The organism is Streptomyces sp. 147326 (genome assembly GCF_045000215.1).
Taxonomy (GTDB): domain Bacteria; phylum Actinomycetota; class Actinomycetes; order Streptomycetales; family Streptomycetaceae; genus Streptomyces.
Genome location: NZ_CP134201.1, coordinates 4730332 through 4746386, shown reverse-complemented (window position 1 = coordinate 4746386; position 16055 = coordinate 4730332). Strand labels below are relative to the sequence as shown.

The window sequence follows — 16055 nt, the reverse complement described above, 5'->3', positions numbered from 1 at the left end:
GAAACCCGGTCCAGGGCCTCGCCCCGGACCGGGTTTCCGTGCTGCTCAGCCCGCGTAGGACCCGGTCAGGGTCGCGCCCTCGGTGAGGTCGCCCCGGTCCAGGATCTCGCCGGCGACCCAGGCGTCGACGCCCCGGTCGGCCAGCGCGGTCAGGGCCACGTCCACCGACTCCTGCGGGACCACGGCCATCATGCCGACGCCCATGTTCAGGGTCTTCTCCAGCTCCAGCTGCTCCACCTGCCCGGCCTTGCCGACCAGGTCGAAGATCGCGCCGGGGGTCCAGGTCGAACGGTCGACCGTGGCGTGCAGGTGGTCCGGGATGACCCGGGCCAGGTTCGCCGCGAGGCCGCCGCCGGTGATGTGCGAGTAGGCGTGCACCTCGGCCGTACGGGTGAGCGCCATGCAGTCCAGCGAGTAGATCTTGGTGGGCTCCAGGAGCTCCTCGCCGAGGGTGCGGCCGAGCTCCTCGACGTGCTGGTCCAGGGACATCCCGGCCCGGTCGAAGAGGACGTGCCGGACGAGCGAGTACCCGTTCGAGTGAAGGCCGGACGATGCCATCGCGATGACGGCGTCACCCGTACGGATGCGATCCGCGCCGAGCAGGCGGTCGTACTCGACGACACCGGTGCCGGCGCCGGCCACGTCGAAGTCGTCCGGGCCCAGCAGGCCGGGGTGCTCGGCGGTCTCGCCGCCCACCAGGGCGCAGCCGGCGAGGACGCAGCCCTCGGCGATGCCCTTGACGATGGCCGCGACGCGCTCGGGGTGGACCTTGCCCACGCAGATGTAGTCGGTCATGAAGAGCGGCTCGGCGCCGCAGACGACGATGTCGTCCATGACCATCGCGACCAGGTCGTGGCCGATGGTGTCGTACACGCCGAGCTGACGGGCGATGTCCACCTTGGTGCCGACGCCGTCGGTGGCCGAGGCGAGCAGCGGGCGCTCGTAGCGCTTGAGGGCGGAGGCGTCGAAGAGGCCGGCGAAGCCGCCGAGGCCGCCGAGGACCTCGGGGCGCTGCGTCTTCTTCACCCACTCCTTCATCAGCTCGACTGCGCGGTCGCCCGCTTCGATGTCCACGCCTGCGGCTGCGTAGCTGGCACCGGTGGTCTTCTCTGTCATGACAGGAGAGAGCTTTCGTGTCGTTACTGCGTGTGGTGCTGGGCCCCCGGAGAAGCCTCAAAGAGAGGGCCCAGCGCAGGTTGAGCAGGCCAAACCGAGAAACGCTTACGGCCGCCGGAGCGCGTCGGCGGCGTCGGTGCCGCCCGCGAGCTCGGTCTCCAGGAGCTGCTTGCCCAGGAGCTGCGGGTCGGGCAGATCCATCGGGTACTCGCCGTCGAAGCAGGCACGGCAGAGGTTGGGCTTCTGGATGGTGGTCGCCTCGATCATCGCGTCGAGCGAGATGTACGAGAGCGAGTCCGCGCCGAGCGACGTGGCGATCTCGTCGACCGACATGCCGTTGGCGATCAGCTCGGCCCGGGTGGCGAAGTCGATGCCGAAGAAGCACGGCCACTTCACCGGCGGCGAGGAGATCCGGATGTGGACCTCCGCCGCGCCGGCCTCGCGGAGCATCTTGACCAGGGCGCGCTGGGTGTTGCCGCGGACGATCGAGTCGTCGACGACCACCAGGCGCTTGCCCCGGATGACTTCCTTGAGGGGGTTGAGCTTCAGACGGATGCCGAGCTGGCGGATCGTCTGCGAGGGCTGGATGAAGGTCCGGCCCACGTAGGCGTTCTTGACCAGGCCGGAGCCGTACGGGATCCCGCTGGCCTCGGCGTATCCGACGGCGGCGGGCGTGCCGGATTCCGGCGTCGCTATCACCAGATCGGCGTCGACCGGGGCTTCCTTGGCCAGGCGCCGGCCCATCTCGACACGCGAGAGGTAGACGTTCCGGCCGGCGATGTCGGTGTCCGGGCGCGCCAGGTAGACGTACTCGAAGACACAGCCCTTGGGCTTCGCTTCCGCGAATCGAGAGGTCCGCAGACCGTTCTCGTCGATCGCGATGAGCTCGCCCGGCTCGACCTCGCGGACGAAGCTGGCGCCGCAGATGTCGAGGGCGGCGGTCTCGCTCGCGACCACCCAGCCGCGCTCCAGGCGGCCGAGGACCAGCGGGCGGATGCCCTGCGGGTCACGGGCGGTGTAGAGGGTTCCCTCGTCCATGAAGACGAGGGAGAAGGCGCCCTTGACCTTCGGGAGGACCTTGGTGGCCGACTCCTCGATCGTCAGGGGTTTGCCGTCCTCGTCGGTCTGCCCCGCGAGCAGGGCGGTGACCAGGTCGGTGTCATTGGTGGCGGCCACCTGGGTGGCACGGCCGTCCTGACGGGGGAGGTCGGCGACCATCTCGGCGAGCTCGGCGGTGTTCACCAGGTTGCCGTTGTGACCCAGGGCGATCGAGCCGTGGGCGGTCGCGCGGAAAGTGGGCTGCGCGTTCTCCCAGACGGAGGCCCCGGTGGTCGAATAGCGGGCGTGACCGACCGCGATATGACCTTGGAGCGAGCCGAGAGAGGTTTCGTCGAAGACTTGGGAAACGAGGCCCATGTCCTTGAAGACGAGGATCTGGGAACCGTTGCTCACAGCGATTCCCGCGGACTCTTGTCCGCGGTGCTGCAGTGCATACAGTCCGAAGTAGGTGAGCTTGGCGACCTCTTCACCCGGAGCCCAGACACCGAAGACGCCGCAAGCGTCCTGGGGGCCCTTTTCGCCGGGGAGCAGGTCGTGGTTGAGTCGTCCATCACCACGAGGCACGCTTCCGAGTGTAGGCGAGATCGACCACTGGTCCGAATTGGGGACGGCCGGGAAATGTCACAGCACAGAGGGTGACGGCACGCCTCCGTCTCGGTATTCGGATCACCTTGTTGACATGTACGAACGCATTCGTACAGGCTCTCGGTCCATGCAGCCTCCCGGTGACCGAACCGTCACCCTCGTCGAGCGCCGGCACGTGGACCTGGTCCGTGTCGCGAGCGCCATCTGTCGCTGTTCCGCGTAGCCACAACTCTTCCTCGCCTTTTCCCCTTTCCGCTCCGCCCCGCCCTGCTCCGCCGTGCCGCGCGCCGTCCCGCGCCCGCCCGGAGCCGGCCCGCGGACCGTGCTCTGGAGTACCTGTGTCTTCGTACGAGAACAAGCTGTCCCGCCGTGCCTTCGGAGGCGCCGTCGGCGTGACCGCGGCCGCCGCCGCGGTGGGGCTGGGCGCCGCCCCCTCCCACGCCGCCGAGGGGGCCGGCGCCCAGGCCGCGGGCCCCCGGGAGCGAGAGTTCCAGGCCGCTCGCGGCCGACGGGCCCGCAGGCCCAACATCCTGTTCATCCTGGGTGACGACCTGGGCTGGGCCGACCTCTCCGCGTACGGCTCCCCGCACATCAAGACCCCGAACCTCGACCGGCTGGCCCGTCAGGGCGTCCGGTTCACCGACGCCTACTCCGGCTCCGCGACCTGCTCGCCGACCCGGTTCAGCCTCTACACGGGGCGCTACCCGGGCCGTACCGAGGGCGGGCTGGCCGAGCCGATCGCCGACAAGTCCGCGGGCCTCGACCCCACGCACCCGACGCTGGCCTCGCTGCTGAAGGGGGCCGGCTACGCCACCGCGCTGATCGGCAAGTGGCACGCGGGCTACCTGCCCGACTACAGCCCGACCAGGTCCGGCTGGGACGAGTTCTTCGGCAACTTCGGCGGGGCCCTGGAGTACTACTCCAAGCTGGGCCTGGGCGGCGAGTACGACCTCTACGAGGGCGACGCCGAGTACAAGGACCTGCGCTACTACACGCGGATCATCACCGAGCGGGCGAGCGAGTACGTCTCCCGCGACCACCACGGCAAGCCGTGGCTGCTGAACCTCAACTTCACGACCCCGCACTGGCCGTGGATCGCCGACGGGGACACCGAGGAGAGCGCCGAGATCGTCCGGCGGATCAAGACCGGCGACGGCCGGGCCCTGTGGCACCAGGACGGCGGCTCGGTCGAGAAGTACAAGCAGATGGTCGAGGACCTCGACCGCTCGGTCGGCGAGGTGCTGAAGGCGCTGAAGCGGTCCGGCCAGGAGGACGACACCCTGGTCGTCTTCTCCAGCGACAACGGCGGCGAGCGCTTCTCGTACAACTGGCCGCTGTCCGGCAACAAGGCCTCCCTGCAGGAGGGCGGGATCCGGGTGCCGAACATCGCGCGCTGGCCCGCCCGGCTGGACGGCGGTCAGGTCAGCCACGTGCCGGTGTTCAGCCCGGACTGGACGGCGACGCTGCTGGAGTTCGCCGGGGCCCGCCCGCACCCGGCCTACCCGCTGGACGGGGTGAGCCTGGCCGGGTACCTGCTGCGCGGCGAGAGGGTCGCCGCGCGGGACCTGTTCTGGCGGGTCCGGGGCGAGCGGGCGCTGCGCCGCGGGGACTGGAAGTACTACCGCGGCAAGGCGGGCAAGGACCAGCTCTTCAACCTGGCCGGGGACATCCGCGAACAGGCCGACAAGGCCGCCGTGGAGCCGGCCCGGCTGGCGGAGCTGCGGGCGGCCTGGGAGAAGGCGGACGCCGGGCTGCTGCCCTACCCGGGCTGACCCGGCGACGCCCGGAGCGCGGTCAGGGCGATGGCCCCGGTGCCGGCCCCGGCGATGGCCCCGGTGCCGGCCCCGGCGGCGGTCATTCCACGGCCGAGGCCGCCCGGGCGGTCAGGCCCTTGCCGTCCTGTGCGGTGAGGGTCAGCGTCTGGCCCTCGATCTTCGTGGTGAGCGGGCCGCTGCCGAACAGCAGGGTGAGGTTCCGCTCGAGCTCGCCCGCCGGGCCCTCGCAGGCCATCCGGGTCGTGGTGAGCGGCCCGAAGGTGACCGTGGGTCCTTCGACGGTGGCCTTGGCGCTGAACCGGTTGCAGCCGAGGCTGCCGCCCGCGGTGGAGTCGGGGGCGATCGCGAAGTGCGCCTTGCCGGCCGCCTCGGCGGGCACCGAGGACACGCTCCCGCCGCTGATCAGGGACTCGACGGTCCACTCGGTCGTGGTGAGCGGGGCGGCCGCCGCCGGGGGCTTCGAGGTCATCGCGATGGTGCTCCCGTCCGCGGTCTTCAGGGTGAGCCGCTCGGGCCCCCGGTCGATCGTCAGCCGGCCCTTGAACAGGCGGGCGAAAGCCGTCTCGAATTCCATGTCCTCGCAGGCCATGGTGGTCGTCATGCCGGGGGTGACGGTCAGGGCGGAGGTGCCGTCGAGGGCGACCGCCGCCTTGAAGCCGTTGCAGCCGTAGCTGCCGGTGGCCTCGTCCTGCGCGATGTCGACCCGGGCGGCCTCGGGGGCGTGCAGGGTGCGGCCGCCGGTGGTCAGCGACTCGACGGCCCAGGAGCCCACGACACCGGGCAGCCGGGCGCCCCCGCCCTCCTCGGCCTTGCCGCAGCCGGCCAGGGCGAGGGCGAGTACGAGGGCCAGCCCCGCGGGGGTGTGGACGTGCCGGAAGGTACGCATGCCCCTGGGACGGGCGGGGCGCCGGGACGGTTCCGTCATGGCCGCGCTCAGCTCATCAGCGGGAGCAGCGCGGACAGGTCGGCCCGCTCGCCACTGGCGCTGACCCGCGCCGCGTCGAGTTCCTCGGCCCATCCCGTACGGCCGGTCGCGAGCCGGATCCAGGTCAGCGGGTCGGTCTCCACCACGTTCGGCGGGGTGCCGCGGGTGTGGCGCGGCCCCTCGACGCACTGGACCACCGCGAAGGGCGGGACCCGTACCTCCACCGCACCGCCCGGGGCCTTGAGCGCGAGGGCGTCGGCGAGCAGCCGGGTGCAGGCGGCCAGCGCCTGCCGTTCGAACGGGATGGCCAGTCCGGCGGCCCGGTTCAGGTCGTCGGTGTGGACCACCAGCTCCACGGTCCGGGTGACGAGGAAGTCGGCCAGGGTCATGTCGCCGATCCACAGGTTCAGCACGCGGGCGCCCGGATTCGCCGCGAGCGCCTCGGCCATGCGGGCCGCCGCCCGCTCGTACAGCTCGGGCAGCGGGGCCCCGGTGAGGGTCTCCCGGGCCGCTTCGGAGATCTTCCCGGCGAGGGAGGCGGTCGCGAAGGGCCATTCGACGGCGGACAGTTCGGCGACGGCGGCGGGCGGCCGGGCGAGGCCGCCGGCCAGCGAGTCCGCGATCCAGGCGATGTGCCCGGCGAGCTCGGCGACGCTCCAGTCCCCGAGCCCGCTGGGGCGTGCCAGCTGTTCGGGCCCCAACTCCCCTACCGCCGCGGTGACATGCGCGAACTGCGCGGTGACGGCCGTACGGATCCTGGCGGGGTCGTAGGTGCGCGGCTTCTTCCTGGCGGGTGGCATGGGGCCGACCCTACGCCGCCGGGCCCGGCGGGGCCGAACACCGACGGCCCGGCGTCAGCGGCCCGCCGTCTTCAGGTCCCGCGGCACTTCGGGCAGGTCGGTCTCGCAGCCCTGCCGAGCGGCCGCGCGCAGGGCGGCCTCCCGGGCCAGCTCGGCCAGTTCCCCGGGGTCGGCGAAGTCCACTCGCTCGAGTTCGGAGGTGGCGGTGGCCCGGACGGAGGTCACCCCGGTGCTCTCGACCGGCTCGGCGCACTTCGCCGTGATCGCCACGGTGCGACCGCCGTCGTAGTCGAACCGGCCGTCACCGGAGACGGCGCCGGAGGTGGCGGCCACGGTGAGCGAGAAGTACTCCTGCATGTCCTCCTGGCCCTCGAACGTGCTGGCCCGGCGCAGCACGCACAGGTGGCTCCCCGCCTCGCCGGCGTCCACCGTGTCCGCGGAGCCGGCGAGCCGCATCACCCGGTCCGGGTCCACCAGGCCCTGACAGGCCTCGATGATCCGGGTCCGGCTGTCCGCGCGGGTCCGGTTCCCCTCGTACAGGAACCAGCCGCCCAGGCCCACGGCGGCCACGACCGCCAACACCCCGACCGTACCGCGCCTTCGGCCCCTGTTCCCGGACATGCGTCCCCCCGTCCTCAGTACGGGGCAGCCGGAACGGACGAACCCCCGCCCGGAAAGATCCGAACGGGGGCCCCGGAAAACGGCCGCTCAGGCGAGGAGCGCCGGGATCGTCGCCTCGTGGGCGGCGCGGAGCTCGGCCAGCGGGAGGGTGAACTCGCCCTGGATCTCGATCTCCTCGCCGTCCACCACGCCGATGCGGGCGACCGGCAGGCCCCGCGCACCGCACATGTCGGTGAAGCGGAGCTCCTCGCTGCGCGGGACGGCCACGACGGCCCGGCCCGCGGACTCGGAGAACAGGAAGGTGAAGGCGTCCAGGCCCTCGGGCACCACGATCCGCGCGCCGTTGCCCCCCTTGAGGCAGGACTCGGTGAGCGCCTGGATCACGCCGCCGTCGGACAGGTCGTGCGCGGCGTCGATCATGCCGTCGCGCGAGGCGGAGATCAGGATCTCGCCGAGCAGCTTCTCGCGGCCCAGGTCCACCTTGGGCGGCATGCCGCCGAGGTGGTCGTGGACGACCTGGGACCAGGCCGAGCCGCCGAACTCCTCGGCGGTGTCGCCCAGCAGGTACAGCAGCTGGCCGGCCTCCGAGAACGCCATCGGCGTACGGCGGTTGACGTCGTCGATCACACCGAGGACCGCCACGACCGGGGTCGGGTGGATGGCGAGGTCGCCCGTCTGGTTGTAGAGCGAGACGTTGCCGCCGGTCACCGGGGTGCCCAGCTCCAGGCAGCCGTCCGCCAGACCGCGGCAGGCCTCGGCGAACTGCCACATGACGTCCGGGTCCTCGGGGGAGCCGAAGTTCAGGCAGTCGGAGATCGCGAGCGGCTTGGCGCCGGTCGCGGCCACGTTGCGGTACGACTCGGCCAGCGCCAGCTGCGCGCCCGTGTACGGGTCGAGCTTGGCGAAGCGGCCGTTGCCGTCGGTGGCCATGGCCACGCCGAGGTTCGACTCCTCGTCGATGCGGACCATGCCCGCGTCCTCGGGCTGGGACAGCACGGTGTTGCCCTGCACGAAGCGGTCGTACTGGTCGGTGACCCAGGACTTGGAGGCCTGGTTCGGGGAAGCGACCAGGGCCAGGACCTGCGCGCGCAGCTCCTCGGAGGTCTGCGGCCGCGGCAGCTTGCCCGCGTCGTCCGCCTGCAGCGCGTCCTGCCAGGAGGGGCGCGCGTACGGGCGGTGGTAGACCGGGCCCTCGTGGGCGACGGTGCCCGGGGGCACGTCCACGATCTGCTCGCCGTGCCAGAAGATCTCCAGGCGCTCGCCGTCCGTCACCTCACCGATGACGGTGGCGATGACGTCCCACTTCTCGCAGATCTCCATGAACCGGTCGACGTACTGCGGCTCGACGATCGCGCACATGCGCTCCTGCGACTCGCTCATGAGGATTTCCTCGGGCGAGAGCGTCGCGTCGCGCAGCGGAACGGTGTCCAGCTCGACGCGCATGCCGCCGGAACCGGCGGAGGCGAGCTCGGAGGTCGCGCAGGAGAGCCCGGCGCCGCCGAGGTCCTGGATGCCCGCGACCAGCTTCTCCTTGAAGATCTCCAGGGTGCACTCGATGAGGAGCTTCTCCTGGAAGGGGTCGCCGACCTGGACGGCGGGGCGCTTGGTGGGCTTGGAGTCGTCGAACGTCTCCGAGGCCAGCACGGACACGCCGCCGATGCCGTCGCCGCCCGTGCGGGCGCCGTAGAGGATGACCTTGTTGCCGGGGCCGGAGGCCTTGGCGAGGTGGATGTCCTCGTGCTTCATCACGCCGATGCAGCCGGCGTTGACGAGCGGGTTGCCCTGGTAGCAGGCGTCGAAGACGACCTCGCCGCCGATGTTCGGCAGTCCGAGGCAGTTGCCGTAGCCGCCGATGCCCGCGACGACGCCCGGCAGGACGCGCTTGGTGTCGGGGTGGTCGGCCGCGCCGAAGCGCAGCGGGTCCACGACGGCGACCGGGCGGGCGCCCATGGCGAGGATGTCGCGGACGATCCCGCCCACGCCGGTGGCCGCGCCCTGGTAGGGCTCGATGTAGCTCGGGTGGTTGTGCGACTCGACCTTGAAGGTGACCGCGTAGCCCTGGCCCACGTCGACGACGCCGGCGTTCTCGCCGATGCCGACGAGCATGGCGTCGCTCTGCGGCTTCTTCTCGCTGAACTGGGCGAGGTGGACCTTGCTGCTCTTGTACGAGCAGTGCTCGGACCACATGACCGAGTACATGGCGAGCTCGGCGCCGGTGGGGCGGCGGCCGAGGATCTCCCGGATCCGGGCGTACTCGTCCTCCTTGAGGCCGAGCTCCTTCCACGGCTGGGAGGCGTCGGGGGTTTCAGTGGCGTTCTTGACGGTGTCGAGGCTCATGCGCTGACCAGCTTCTTCAGGACCGAGGTGAAGAACGGGAGGCCGTCGGTGCGGCCGGTCCCGACCAGCGGCTCGACCGCGTGCTCGGGGTGCGGCATGAGGCCGACGACGTTGCCCGCGGCGTTGGTGATGCCGGCGATGTCGCGCAGCGAACCGTTCGGGTTGACGTCGAGGTAGCGGAAGGCCACGCGGCCCTCGGCTTCCAGTTCGTCGAGCACGCGCTCGTCGGCGACGTACCGGCCGTCCATGTTCTTCAGCGGTACGGAGATGTCCTGGCCGGCGGTGTAGTCGCCGGTCCACGCGGTCTCCGCGTTCTCCACCCGCAGCTTCTGGTCGCGGCAGATGAAGTGCAGGTGGTTGTTCCGGAGCATCGCCCCCGGCAGCAGGTGGGCCTCGGTGAGGACCTGGAAGCCGTTGCAGATGCCCAGGACGGGCATGCCGCCCTTGGCCTGCTCGATGATGGTCTCCATCACCGGCGAGAAGCGGGAGATGGCCCCGGCGCGCAGGTAGTCCCCGTAGGAGAAGCCGCCCGCGAGGACGACCGCGTCGACCTGGTGCAGGTCCTTGTCGCGGTGCCACAGCGAGACCGGCTCGGCCCCCGCGAGGCGGACGGCGCGCAGCGAGTCACGGTCGTCGAGCGTTCCGGGGAACGTGACGACTCCGATGCGAGTGGTCACCGTCAGGCCTCGACCTTCACGGTGAAGTCTTCGATGACGGTGTTGGCGAGGAACGTTTCGGCCATCTTGTGGATGCGGTCGAGGGCGGCCTGGTCGACCGGTCCCTCCACCTCCAGTTCGAAGCGCTTCCCCTGGCGGACGTCGGCGATCCCCTCGAAGCCCAGGCGCGGCAGTGCACGCTGCACCGCCTGGCCCTGGGGGTCGAGGATCTCCGGCTTGAGCATGACGTCGACTACGACGCGTGCCATCGGGCACTCCCGTGTGGTGGTTGGTGCGAAGGCGGTTCCATCAGCGTACCCGGCCAAAATTTCTACGCGGGTAGATATCCGGAGGGCGTGATCACCGGGTCGTTTCGGCTTCACCAACGCTTCGCAAAATCCGCCGGAAAACCACGTACCCGGCATTGCGGCGGGACACGCGGAGAGAATTAACTGGGCTTCGCAATGCAATGGGAATCGGGGTACAAAGGAATCACTCCGGGCGGGTGTCATTTTTTGCTTCGCAACGGGGGATGAAAGATGCATTGCCCCGAAACATCCACACAGGCGACATCACCGCACGTCAGCAGGTGGCGGCGTCGCACGAAGGGACCGATATCCGTGGCGCAGCGCGTAGTAGTCACGCTCTCCGACGACATCGATGGGGGAGAAGCATCGGAAACGGTCGTGTTCGCTCTGGACGGTAAGTCGTACGAGATCGACCTCAATGTGGCCAACGCAAAGAAACTGCGGAAGGGCCTGGCTCCCTTCGTGGCCGCCGGCCGCCGCCGGTCGCGCTCGGGGAAGGCCTTCAAGCACACCGCCGTCGCCCCCGACCCCGCGGTCGTCCGGGCCTGGGCCCGGTCCAACCAGTACGACGTGCCCCCGCGCGGCCGCATCCCGAAGAAGATCTACGAGGCCTACAACGCGGCCCACTGAGGGCCGATTTGCCATCCACCCCCCACCGTCGGCTAGTGTGTGGATCACGCCAAGGGGCCAGGCCGCAGGTCAGAGCCTCCGAGGTCGTGCGGGTGTAGTTCAGTAGCAGAACATCCCTCTTCCAGAGGGAAGGCGCAGTGTGCGATTCCTGTCACCCGCTCTGCATCGCTTTCCGACCACTACGGTGGATCGGGTAGAGTGATGCACGCACCACCCCGGTGGTGCACTGCATGCGGACGTAGCTCAGTTGGTAGAGCACCACCTTGCCAAGGTGGATGTCGCGCGTTCGAGTCGCGTCGTCCGCTCTGTATGCAGAAGGCCCCGATCATTGCGATCGGGGCCTTCTTCGTATTCCCTCCCTTTCCCCTCTCCGTCCCCCACCGGGAGTGGCGGACCCCCCTGACAAATGTCATCGCGGGTCATGACAGCGCGCACTGCCGGCCCGGTCCGGCCGCCCCGAGGCTTGAGTCATGACTGACACCGTGATCGAAGCCCAGGGCCTGCGCCGCGGCTACGCCGGCGGATTCGAGGCCGTCCGGGGCGTCTCCTTGTCCGTGGCGCGGGGCGAGATCTTCGCCCTGCTCGGGACCAACGGCGCGGGCAAGACCTCCACCGTCGAGCTGCTGGAGGGGCTGGCCCCGCCGAGCGACGGCCGGGTGCGCGTCTTCGGCCTCGATCCGTACGCGCGCCGGGCCCAGGTCCGCCCGCGCACCGGGGTCATGCTCCAGGAGGGCGGCTTCCCCTCCGACCTGTCGGTCGCCGAGACGGTCCGGATGTGGGCCGGGGTCACCACCGGCGCCCGCCCGACCGCGGAGGTCCTGGAACTGGTCGGCCTGGGCGCGCGGTCCTCCGTACGGGTCAAACAGCTCTCCGGCGGTGAGCGGCGGCGCCTGGACCTGGCGCTGGCCCTGCTCGGCCGCCCCGAGGTGCTGTTCCTGGACGAGCCGACCACGGGGATGGATCCCGAGGGCCGACGGGACACCTGGGCGTTGGTACGGGAGCTGCGGGCGCAGGGCACCACGGTGCTGCTGACCACGCACTACCTGGAGGAGGCCGAGGAACTCGCGGACCGCCTCGCGATCCTCCACGAGGGGGAGCTCGTCCTGTCGGGCACCCCGGCGGAGGTGACCGCCACCCGGCCGGCCCGGATCCGCTTCACCCTGCCGGCCGGGGTGCCCGCGGCCCGGCTCCCGCTGGCGCTGCACGCGGCGGCGGACGGGCGACGCGTGGAGATCCGTACCGAACGGCTCCAGGCGGACCTGACCGAACTGCTCGGCTGGGCCCGGGAGAACGGCGTGGAACTGGGCGGGCTCGACGCCCGGTCCGCCTCCCTGGAGGAGGCCTTCCTGGAGATCGCGGAGAACCGCCGCAGCGCCGGCGGCCGCACCGAGGACACGATGGCGGGTACCCGGTGAACACCTTGACCCTGAACCCCGGCCGGCTCACCGCGCTCGGCCGCTCCGAGCTCACCTTGCTGGTGCGCAACCGGGCCGCGCTCGGCGTGGCCGTCCTGATGCCCCTGCTGATGGTGTTCGTCCTGCGCTCCTCCCTCAGCGGGGTCGAGGGCGCGGAGGCCGTCGGCGAGGCCACCCTGACCGGCGGGATCGGCATGGTGCTGATCCTCGTCGTCTACATGAACCTGGTCTCCGCCTACGTCGCCCGGCGCGAGGAACTCGTCCTCAAGCGGCTGCGCACCGGCGAGGCGAACGACCTGGAGATCCTCGCCGGGACGGCGCTGCCCGCCGCCGTCCTCGCGCTCGGCCAGATCGCGGTGCTCGCCGTGGCCGGCGCGGCCGTGCTCGACGTGGGCATGCCCCGCAACCCGCTGCTGCTCGTGGCGGCCGTCCTCGCCGGCATCGTGCTGCTGGCCGGTATGTCCGCGGTGACCAGCTCCTTCACCCGCACCGTGGAGACCGCCGGCCTCACCACGCTGCCGCTTTTCCTGGTGACCGTCCTCGGTTCGGGGCTGTTCATGCCGGCGGACTCGCTGCCCGACCTCGCGGCCTCCCTGTGCGAACTGCTGCCGCTGAGCGGGGTGATGACCCTGGTGCGGGCCGGCTGGAGCGGGGGCGCCGAGGCCCATGACCTGCTGGGGGCCGCACTCAACACGCTGGCCTGGGTCATGATCACCGTGTTTGCTGTGCAGAAGTGGTTCCGCTGGGAACCGCGCCGCTAGAGGAGCCGGGGGACGGGACCGTGTCGAAGCTGACGGGGTGGTGGAAGAACCGCAGCAGTGCGGGGAAGCTCGAGCTCTACACCCGGTGGTCGTTCCACCTCTTCGTGCTCCTCGAGATCGTGTCCTTCGGGCTGGCTCCGGTGATGGGCGCGGCCGGCACGTCCTCGGTGCTGGCCGGCACGCTCTTCGTGGTGCTGTTCACCCACGCGGTGCTGTGCGGGGTGCTCAACTCCAGGGCGCTGGACTGGGTGGTGGGGCTGCACGAACGCCCGGTCCGGCTCGCGGTGTTCATGGTCGTCGCGACGGCCGCCGCCACCCTGGCCGTCCTCGCCCTGCAGGCCGCGGGAAGGCTCGGGGAGCCCTCGATGGCGCCGGCGCTGGTGTCGGGGCTGACCTGCTTCGGCTCCGGCTCGCTGGTGATGTGCCTGCGGTCGGTGCGCAGGATGCGGTACGTGCCCCCGGCCACGGCGGCCGGGACGAGCCTGGCCGCACTCGCCCTGGGGCTGCCCGCCGGAGAGGCCGTGGGGTATCTCGTCGGGATCCTGCTGGGCAGCCTGTTCTTCAGCTTCACCAGCGGTTTCTCCGCCTGGCTGCTGAACACGGTCTACGAGCTGGACCGCTCGCGGGAGGTCCAGGCGCGCCTCGCGGTGGCGGAGGAGCGCTTGCGGTTCGGCCGCGACCTGCACGACGTGATGGGCCGCAACCTGGCCGTGATCGCGCTCAAGAGCGAGCTGGCCGTACAGCTGGCGCGGCGCGAACGGCCGGAGGCGGTGGAGCAGATGATCGAGGTGCAGCGGATAGCCCAGGAGTCCCAGCGGGAGGTGCGGGACGTGGTGCGGGGCTACCGGGAGGCGGATCTCGCGGTGGAGCTGGAGGGCGCGCGCGGGGTGCTGAGCGCGGCCGGAATGGACTGCCGGGTCGACTTCCGGCCCGGGCGCGAGCTGCCCTCCGAGGTCCAGTCGGCCCTCGGCTGGGTGGTCCGCGAGGCGACGACGAACGTGCTGCGGCACGGGGACGCGCACCGCTGCCTGATCCGGCTGACCGCCCCGGAGACCGGCTCCGTGACGCTGGTGGTGGAGAACGACGGGGCGCCCGACGCCCCTGCCGGGCCGCCCGGCTCGGGGCTGGCCGGGCTGCGGGAGCGGCTCGCCGCATTGGACGGGACCCTGCAGGCAGGGCTGGTGGGCGACGGCCGGTTCCGGCTGCTCGCGGAGATCCCGGACCGGGAATCGCAACGACTGGAGGTGCGGGCGTGAGCCCCGTACGCGTACTGCTCGCCGACGACGAGCACCTGATCCGCGGGGCACTGGCGGCCCTGCTCGCCCTGGAGGACGACCTGCTCGTCGTCGCGGAGGCGGCCTCGGGCCCCGAGGCGCTGGCGATGGCGCGGGCGCACCGGCCGGACGTGGCGGTGCTGGACCTGCAGATGCCCGGGGCCGACGGTGTGAGCGTCGCCACATCGCTGCGGGCCGAGCTCCCCGACTGCAGGATCATGATCGTGACCAGTCACGGCCGCCCGGGGCACCTGAAGCGGGCGCTGGCCGCCGGGGTGCGGGCCTTCGCGCCGAAGACGGTCTCGGCGCAGCGGCTGGCCGAACTGATCCGGACCGTGCACGCGGGCGGCCGTTACGTGGACCCGGAGTTGGCGGCGGACGCCATCAGCGCGGGGGACTCGCCGCTGACCGCGCGGGAGGCCGAGGTGCTCGAACTGGCGGCGGACGGGGCACCGGTCGCGGAGATCGCCGAGCGGGCCGCGCTGTCGCAGGGGACCGTACGGAACTACCTGTCCTCGGCGGCGACGAAGCTGGGCGCCGAGAACCGGCACACGGCAGTGCGTCTCGCACGCGAGCGAGGTTGGGTATAGTAGTTCTCGCGTTACGGCGCACCTGCGGACATAGCTCAGTTGGTAGAGCACCACCTTGCCAAGGTGGATGTCGCGCGTTCGAGTCGCGTTGTCCGCTCTGCAGTGAAGAAGCCCCCGGTCCTCGGACCGGGGGCTTCTTCGTGTCTCAGGACCAGGTCAGGCCGGTGAGCCGCTCGTACGCCTCGATGTACTTGGCGCGGGTCTGCGCGACGACCTGCGTGGGGAGGGCCGGCGGCGGGAGCTCGCCCTTGGGGTCCCAGCCGGAGGCCGGGGAGGCCAGCCAGTCTCGGACGTACTGCTTGTCGAAGGAGGGCTGAGTGCGGCCCGGCTCCCACTCCTCGGCCGGCCAGAAGCGGGAGGAGTCCGGGGTGAGCACCTCGTCGGCGGCGACCAGGGTGCCGTCCTTCGGGTCGAAACCGAACTCGAACTTGGTGTCGGCCAGGATGATGCCGCGCTCGCGCGCGATGTCCCGGGCGCGGCCGTACACGGCCAGGGTGGTCTGGCGCAGCAGCGCCGCCGTCTCGGCGCCGGCGGTGCGCGCGACCTCCTCGTAGGAGACGTTCTCGTCGTGCTCGCCGACCTCGGCCTTGGCGGCCGGGGTGAAGATCGGGCCGGGCAGCTCGGAGCCCTCCACGAGCCCCTCGGGGAGCCCGAGCCCGCACACCGTACGGGTCTGCTTGTACTCGGCGAGGCCGGAGCCGGCGAGGTAGCCGCGGGCCACGCACTCGACCGGGACCATGTCCAGGTTGCGGCAGATCAGCGTGCGGCCGGCCCAGTCGGCGGGGGCGCCCGCGGGCAGGTCGGTGGAGATGACGTGGTTCGGGACGAGGTCGGCGAGCTGGTCGAACCACCAGAGGGAGAGCTGGGTCAGGACGCGGCCCTTGTCCGGGATCTCGGTGGGCAGGACCCAGTCGAAGGCGGACATGCGGTCGCTGGCGACCATGACGAGGCGGTCGTCCTCGTCGCGGTAGAGCTCGCGCACCTTGCCGGTGTGGAGGTGGACGAGGCCCGGAACCTGAACCGGCTCGGGCTTTTCGACGAATCCGGACACGGTGTCTCCCTGTGGTTCTGTATGAGCGCACCCCGATTCTCGCGCACCTTCGTCCCCTCCTGTGGACAGGGTGGGTCGGCCGTGGGCCGGTCGGGGGTCGGCCGCGGGCCGGTCGCGGGCCGGTCGGGGGTCGGCCGCGGGTCAGTCGCGGG

The 16055-nt window shown here is 71.3% G+C and carries 16 protein-coding genes and 3 tRNA genes; 10 read left to right on the top strand and 9 right to left on the bottom strand.

Annotation, left to right across the window (positions count from 1 at the left end):
- Window positions 1–45 precede the first annotated feature (45 nt).
- Window positions 46–1116, bottom strand: coding sequence for a phosphoribosylformylglycinamidine cyclo-ligase (gene purM / locus RIU97_RS21695; RefSeq protein ID WP_404959215.1), 1071 nt, complete (start codon window positions 1114–1116; stop codon window positions 46–48).
- A gap of 105 nt (window positions 1117–1221) precedes the next feature.
- Window positions 1222–2739 carry an amidophosphoribosyltransferase gene (gene purF, locus RIU97_RS21690; RefSeq protein WP_404959213.1) on the bottom strand — a complete coding sequence of 506 codons (1518 nt, stop codon included), beginning with the start codon at window positions 2737–2739 and terminating at the stop codon, window positions 1222–1224.
- Between the two features lie 115 nt (window positions 2740–2854).
- Between purF and RIU97_RS21685 the strand changes: the two genes are divergently transcribed.
- Entirely contained in the window at window positions 2855–2983 is a 129-nt protein-coding gene (locus RIU97_RS21685; RefSeq protein WP_404959211.1) for a putative leader peptide, read from the top strand.
- A gap of 115 nt (window positions 2984–3098) precedes the next feature.
- On the top strand, window positions 3099–4532 hold the full coding sequence (locus tag RIU97_RS21680) for a sulfatase (RefSeq protein WP_404959209.1): 1434 nt from the start codon (window positions 3099–3101) through the stop codon (window positions 4530–4532).
- Window positions 4533–4614: 82 nt separating this feature from the next.
- Here the strand turns inward: RIU97_RS21680 and RIU97_RS21675 are convergent, their stop codons facing one another.
- From RIU97_RS21675 to purS, 6 genes are all read right to left on the bottom strand, one after another.
- Complete coding sequence (locus RIU97_RS21675) at window positions 4615–5460, bottom strand: META domain-containing protein (RefSeq protein WP_404959207.1); 846 nt, start codon at window positions 5458–5460, stop codon at window positions 4615–4617.
- A gap of 8 nt (window positions 5461–5468) precedes the next feature.
- The gene (locus RIU97_RS21670) at window positions 5469–6260 is read right to left on the bottom strand and encodes a sterol carrier family protein (RefSeq protein ID WP_404959205.1); all 792 of its coding nucleotides are present in this window, start codon (window positions 6258–6260) and stop codon (window positions 5469–5471) included.
- Between the two features lie 54 nt (window positions 6261–6314).
- Window positions 6315–6881 carry a hypothetical protein gene (locus RIU97_RS21665; RefSeq protein ID WP_404959203.1) on the bottom strand — a complete coding sequence of 189 codons (567 nt, stop codon included), beginning with the start codon at window positions 6879–6881 and terminating at the stop codon, window positions 6315–6317.
- 87 nt (window positions 6882–6968) lie between these two features.
- Window positions 6969–9218, bottom strand: a complete 2250-nt coding sequence (gene purL / locus RIU97_RS21660; RefSeq protein ID WP_404959201.1) for a phosphoribosylformylglycinamidine synthase subunit PurL — start codon at window positions 9216–9218, stop codon at window positions 6969–6971.
- Complete coding sequence (gene purQ / locus RIU97_RS21655) at window positions 9215–9895, bottom strand: phosphoribosylformylglycinamidine synthase subunit PurQ (protein WP_404959199.1); 681 nt, start codon at window positions 9893–9895, stop codon at window positions 9215–9217. Before purQ ends, purL begins: the two co-directional genes overlap by 4 nt.
- 2 nt (window positions 9896–9897) lie before the next feature.
- A complete protein-coding gene (gene purS, locus RIU97_RS21650; RefSeq protein WP_030009438.1) occupies window positions 9898–10143 on the bottom strand; it encodes a phosphoribosylformylglycinamidine synthase subunit PurS in 246 nt (81 codons plus the stop codon).
- A gap of 351 nt (window positions 10144–10494) precedes the next feature.
- Here purS and RIU97_RS21645 point away from each other — a divergent pair, with 351 nt between their 5' ends.
- The 8 genes from RIU97_RS21645 to RIU97_RS21610 all read left to right on the top strand — a co-directional run bounded on the left by RIU97_RS21645 (window position 10495) and on the right by RIU97_RS21610 (window position 14949).
- A complete protein-coding gene (locus tag RIU97_RS21645) occupies window positions 10495–10812 on the top strand; it encodes an Lsr2 family protein (RefSeq protein ID WP_404959196.1) in 318 nt (105 codons plus the stop codon).
- A gap of 88 nt (window positions 10813–10900) precedes the next feature.
- Window positions 10901–10972: transfer RNA gene (locus RIU97_RS21640), tRNA-Gly, on the top strand.
- Window positions 10973–11044: 72 nt separating this feature from the next.
- Window positions 11045–11117 (top strand) — tRNA-Gly (locus RIU97_RS21635).
- Between the two features lie 165 nt (window positions 11118–11282).
- On the top strand, window positions 11283–12227 hold the full coding sequence (locus RIU97_RS21630; protein ID WP_404959194.1) for an ABC transporter ATP-binding protein: 945 nt from the start codon (window positions 11283–11285) through the stop codon (window positions 12225–12227).
- Window positions 12224–12988 (top strand): ABC transporter permease, encoded by a 765-nt coding sequence (locus tag RIU97_RS21625; RefSeq protein ID WP_404959192.1) that lies wholly within the window; start codon window positions 12224–12226, stop codon window positions 12986–12988. The genes RIU97_RS21630 and RIU97_RS21625 overlap by 4 nt, the downstream gene beginning before the upstream one ends.
- Before the next feature lie 20 nt (window positions 12989–13008).
- On the top strand, window positions 13009–14244 hold the full coding sequence (locus tag RIU97_RS21620; RefSeq protein ID WP_404959190.1) for a sensor histidine kinase: 1236 nt from the start codon (window positions 13009–13011) through the stop codon (window positions 14242–14244).
- Window positions 14241–14852, top strand: a complete 612-nt coding sequence (locus tag RIU97_RS21615; protein WP_404959188.1) for a response regulator — start codon at window positions 14241–14243, stop codon at window positions 14850–14852. Before RIU97_RS21620 ends, RIU97_RS21615 begins: the two co-directional genes overlap by 4 nt.
- Before the next feature lie 24 nt (window positions 14853–14876).
- A tRNA-Gly gene (locus tag RIU97_RS21610) sits at window positions 14877–14949 on the top strand.
- A 48-nt stretch (window positions 14950–14997) separates the two neighbouring features.
- Here the strand turns inward: RIU97_RS21610 and RIU97_RS21605 are convergent.
- On the bottom strand, window positions 14998–15903 hold the full coding sequence (locus tag RIU97_RS21605) for a phosphoribosylaminoimidazolesuccinocarboxamide synthase (RefSeq protein ID WP_404959186.1): 906 nt from the start codon (window positions 15901–15903) through the stop codon (window positions 14998–15000).
- Window positions 15904–16055 lie beyond the last annotated feature (152 nt).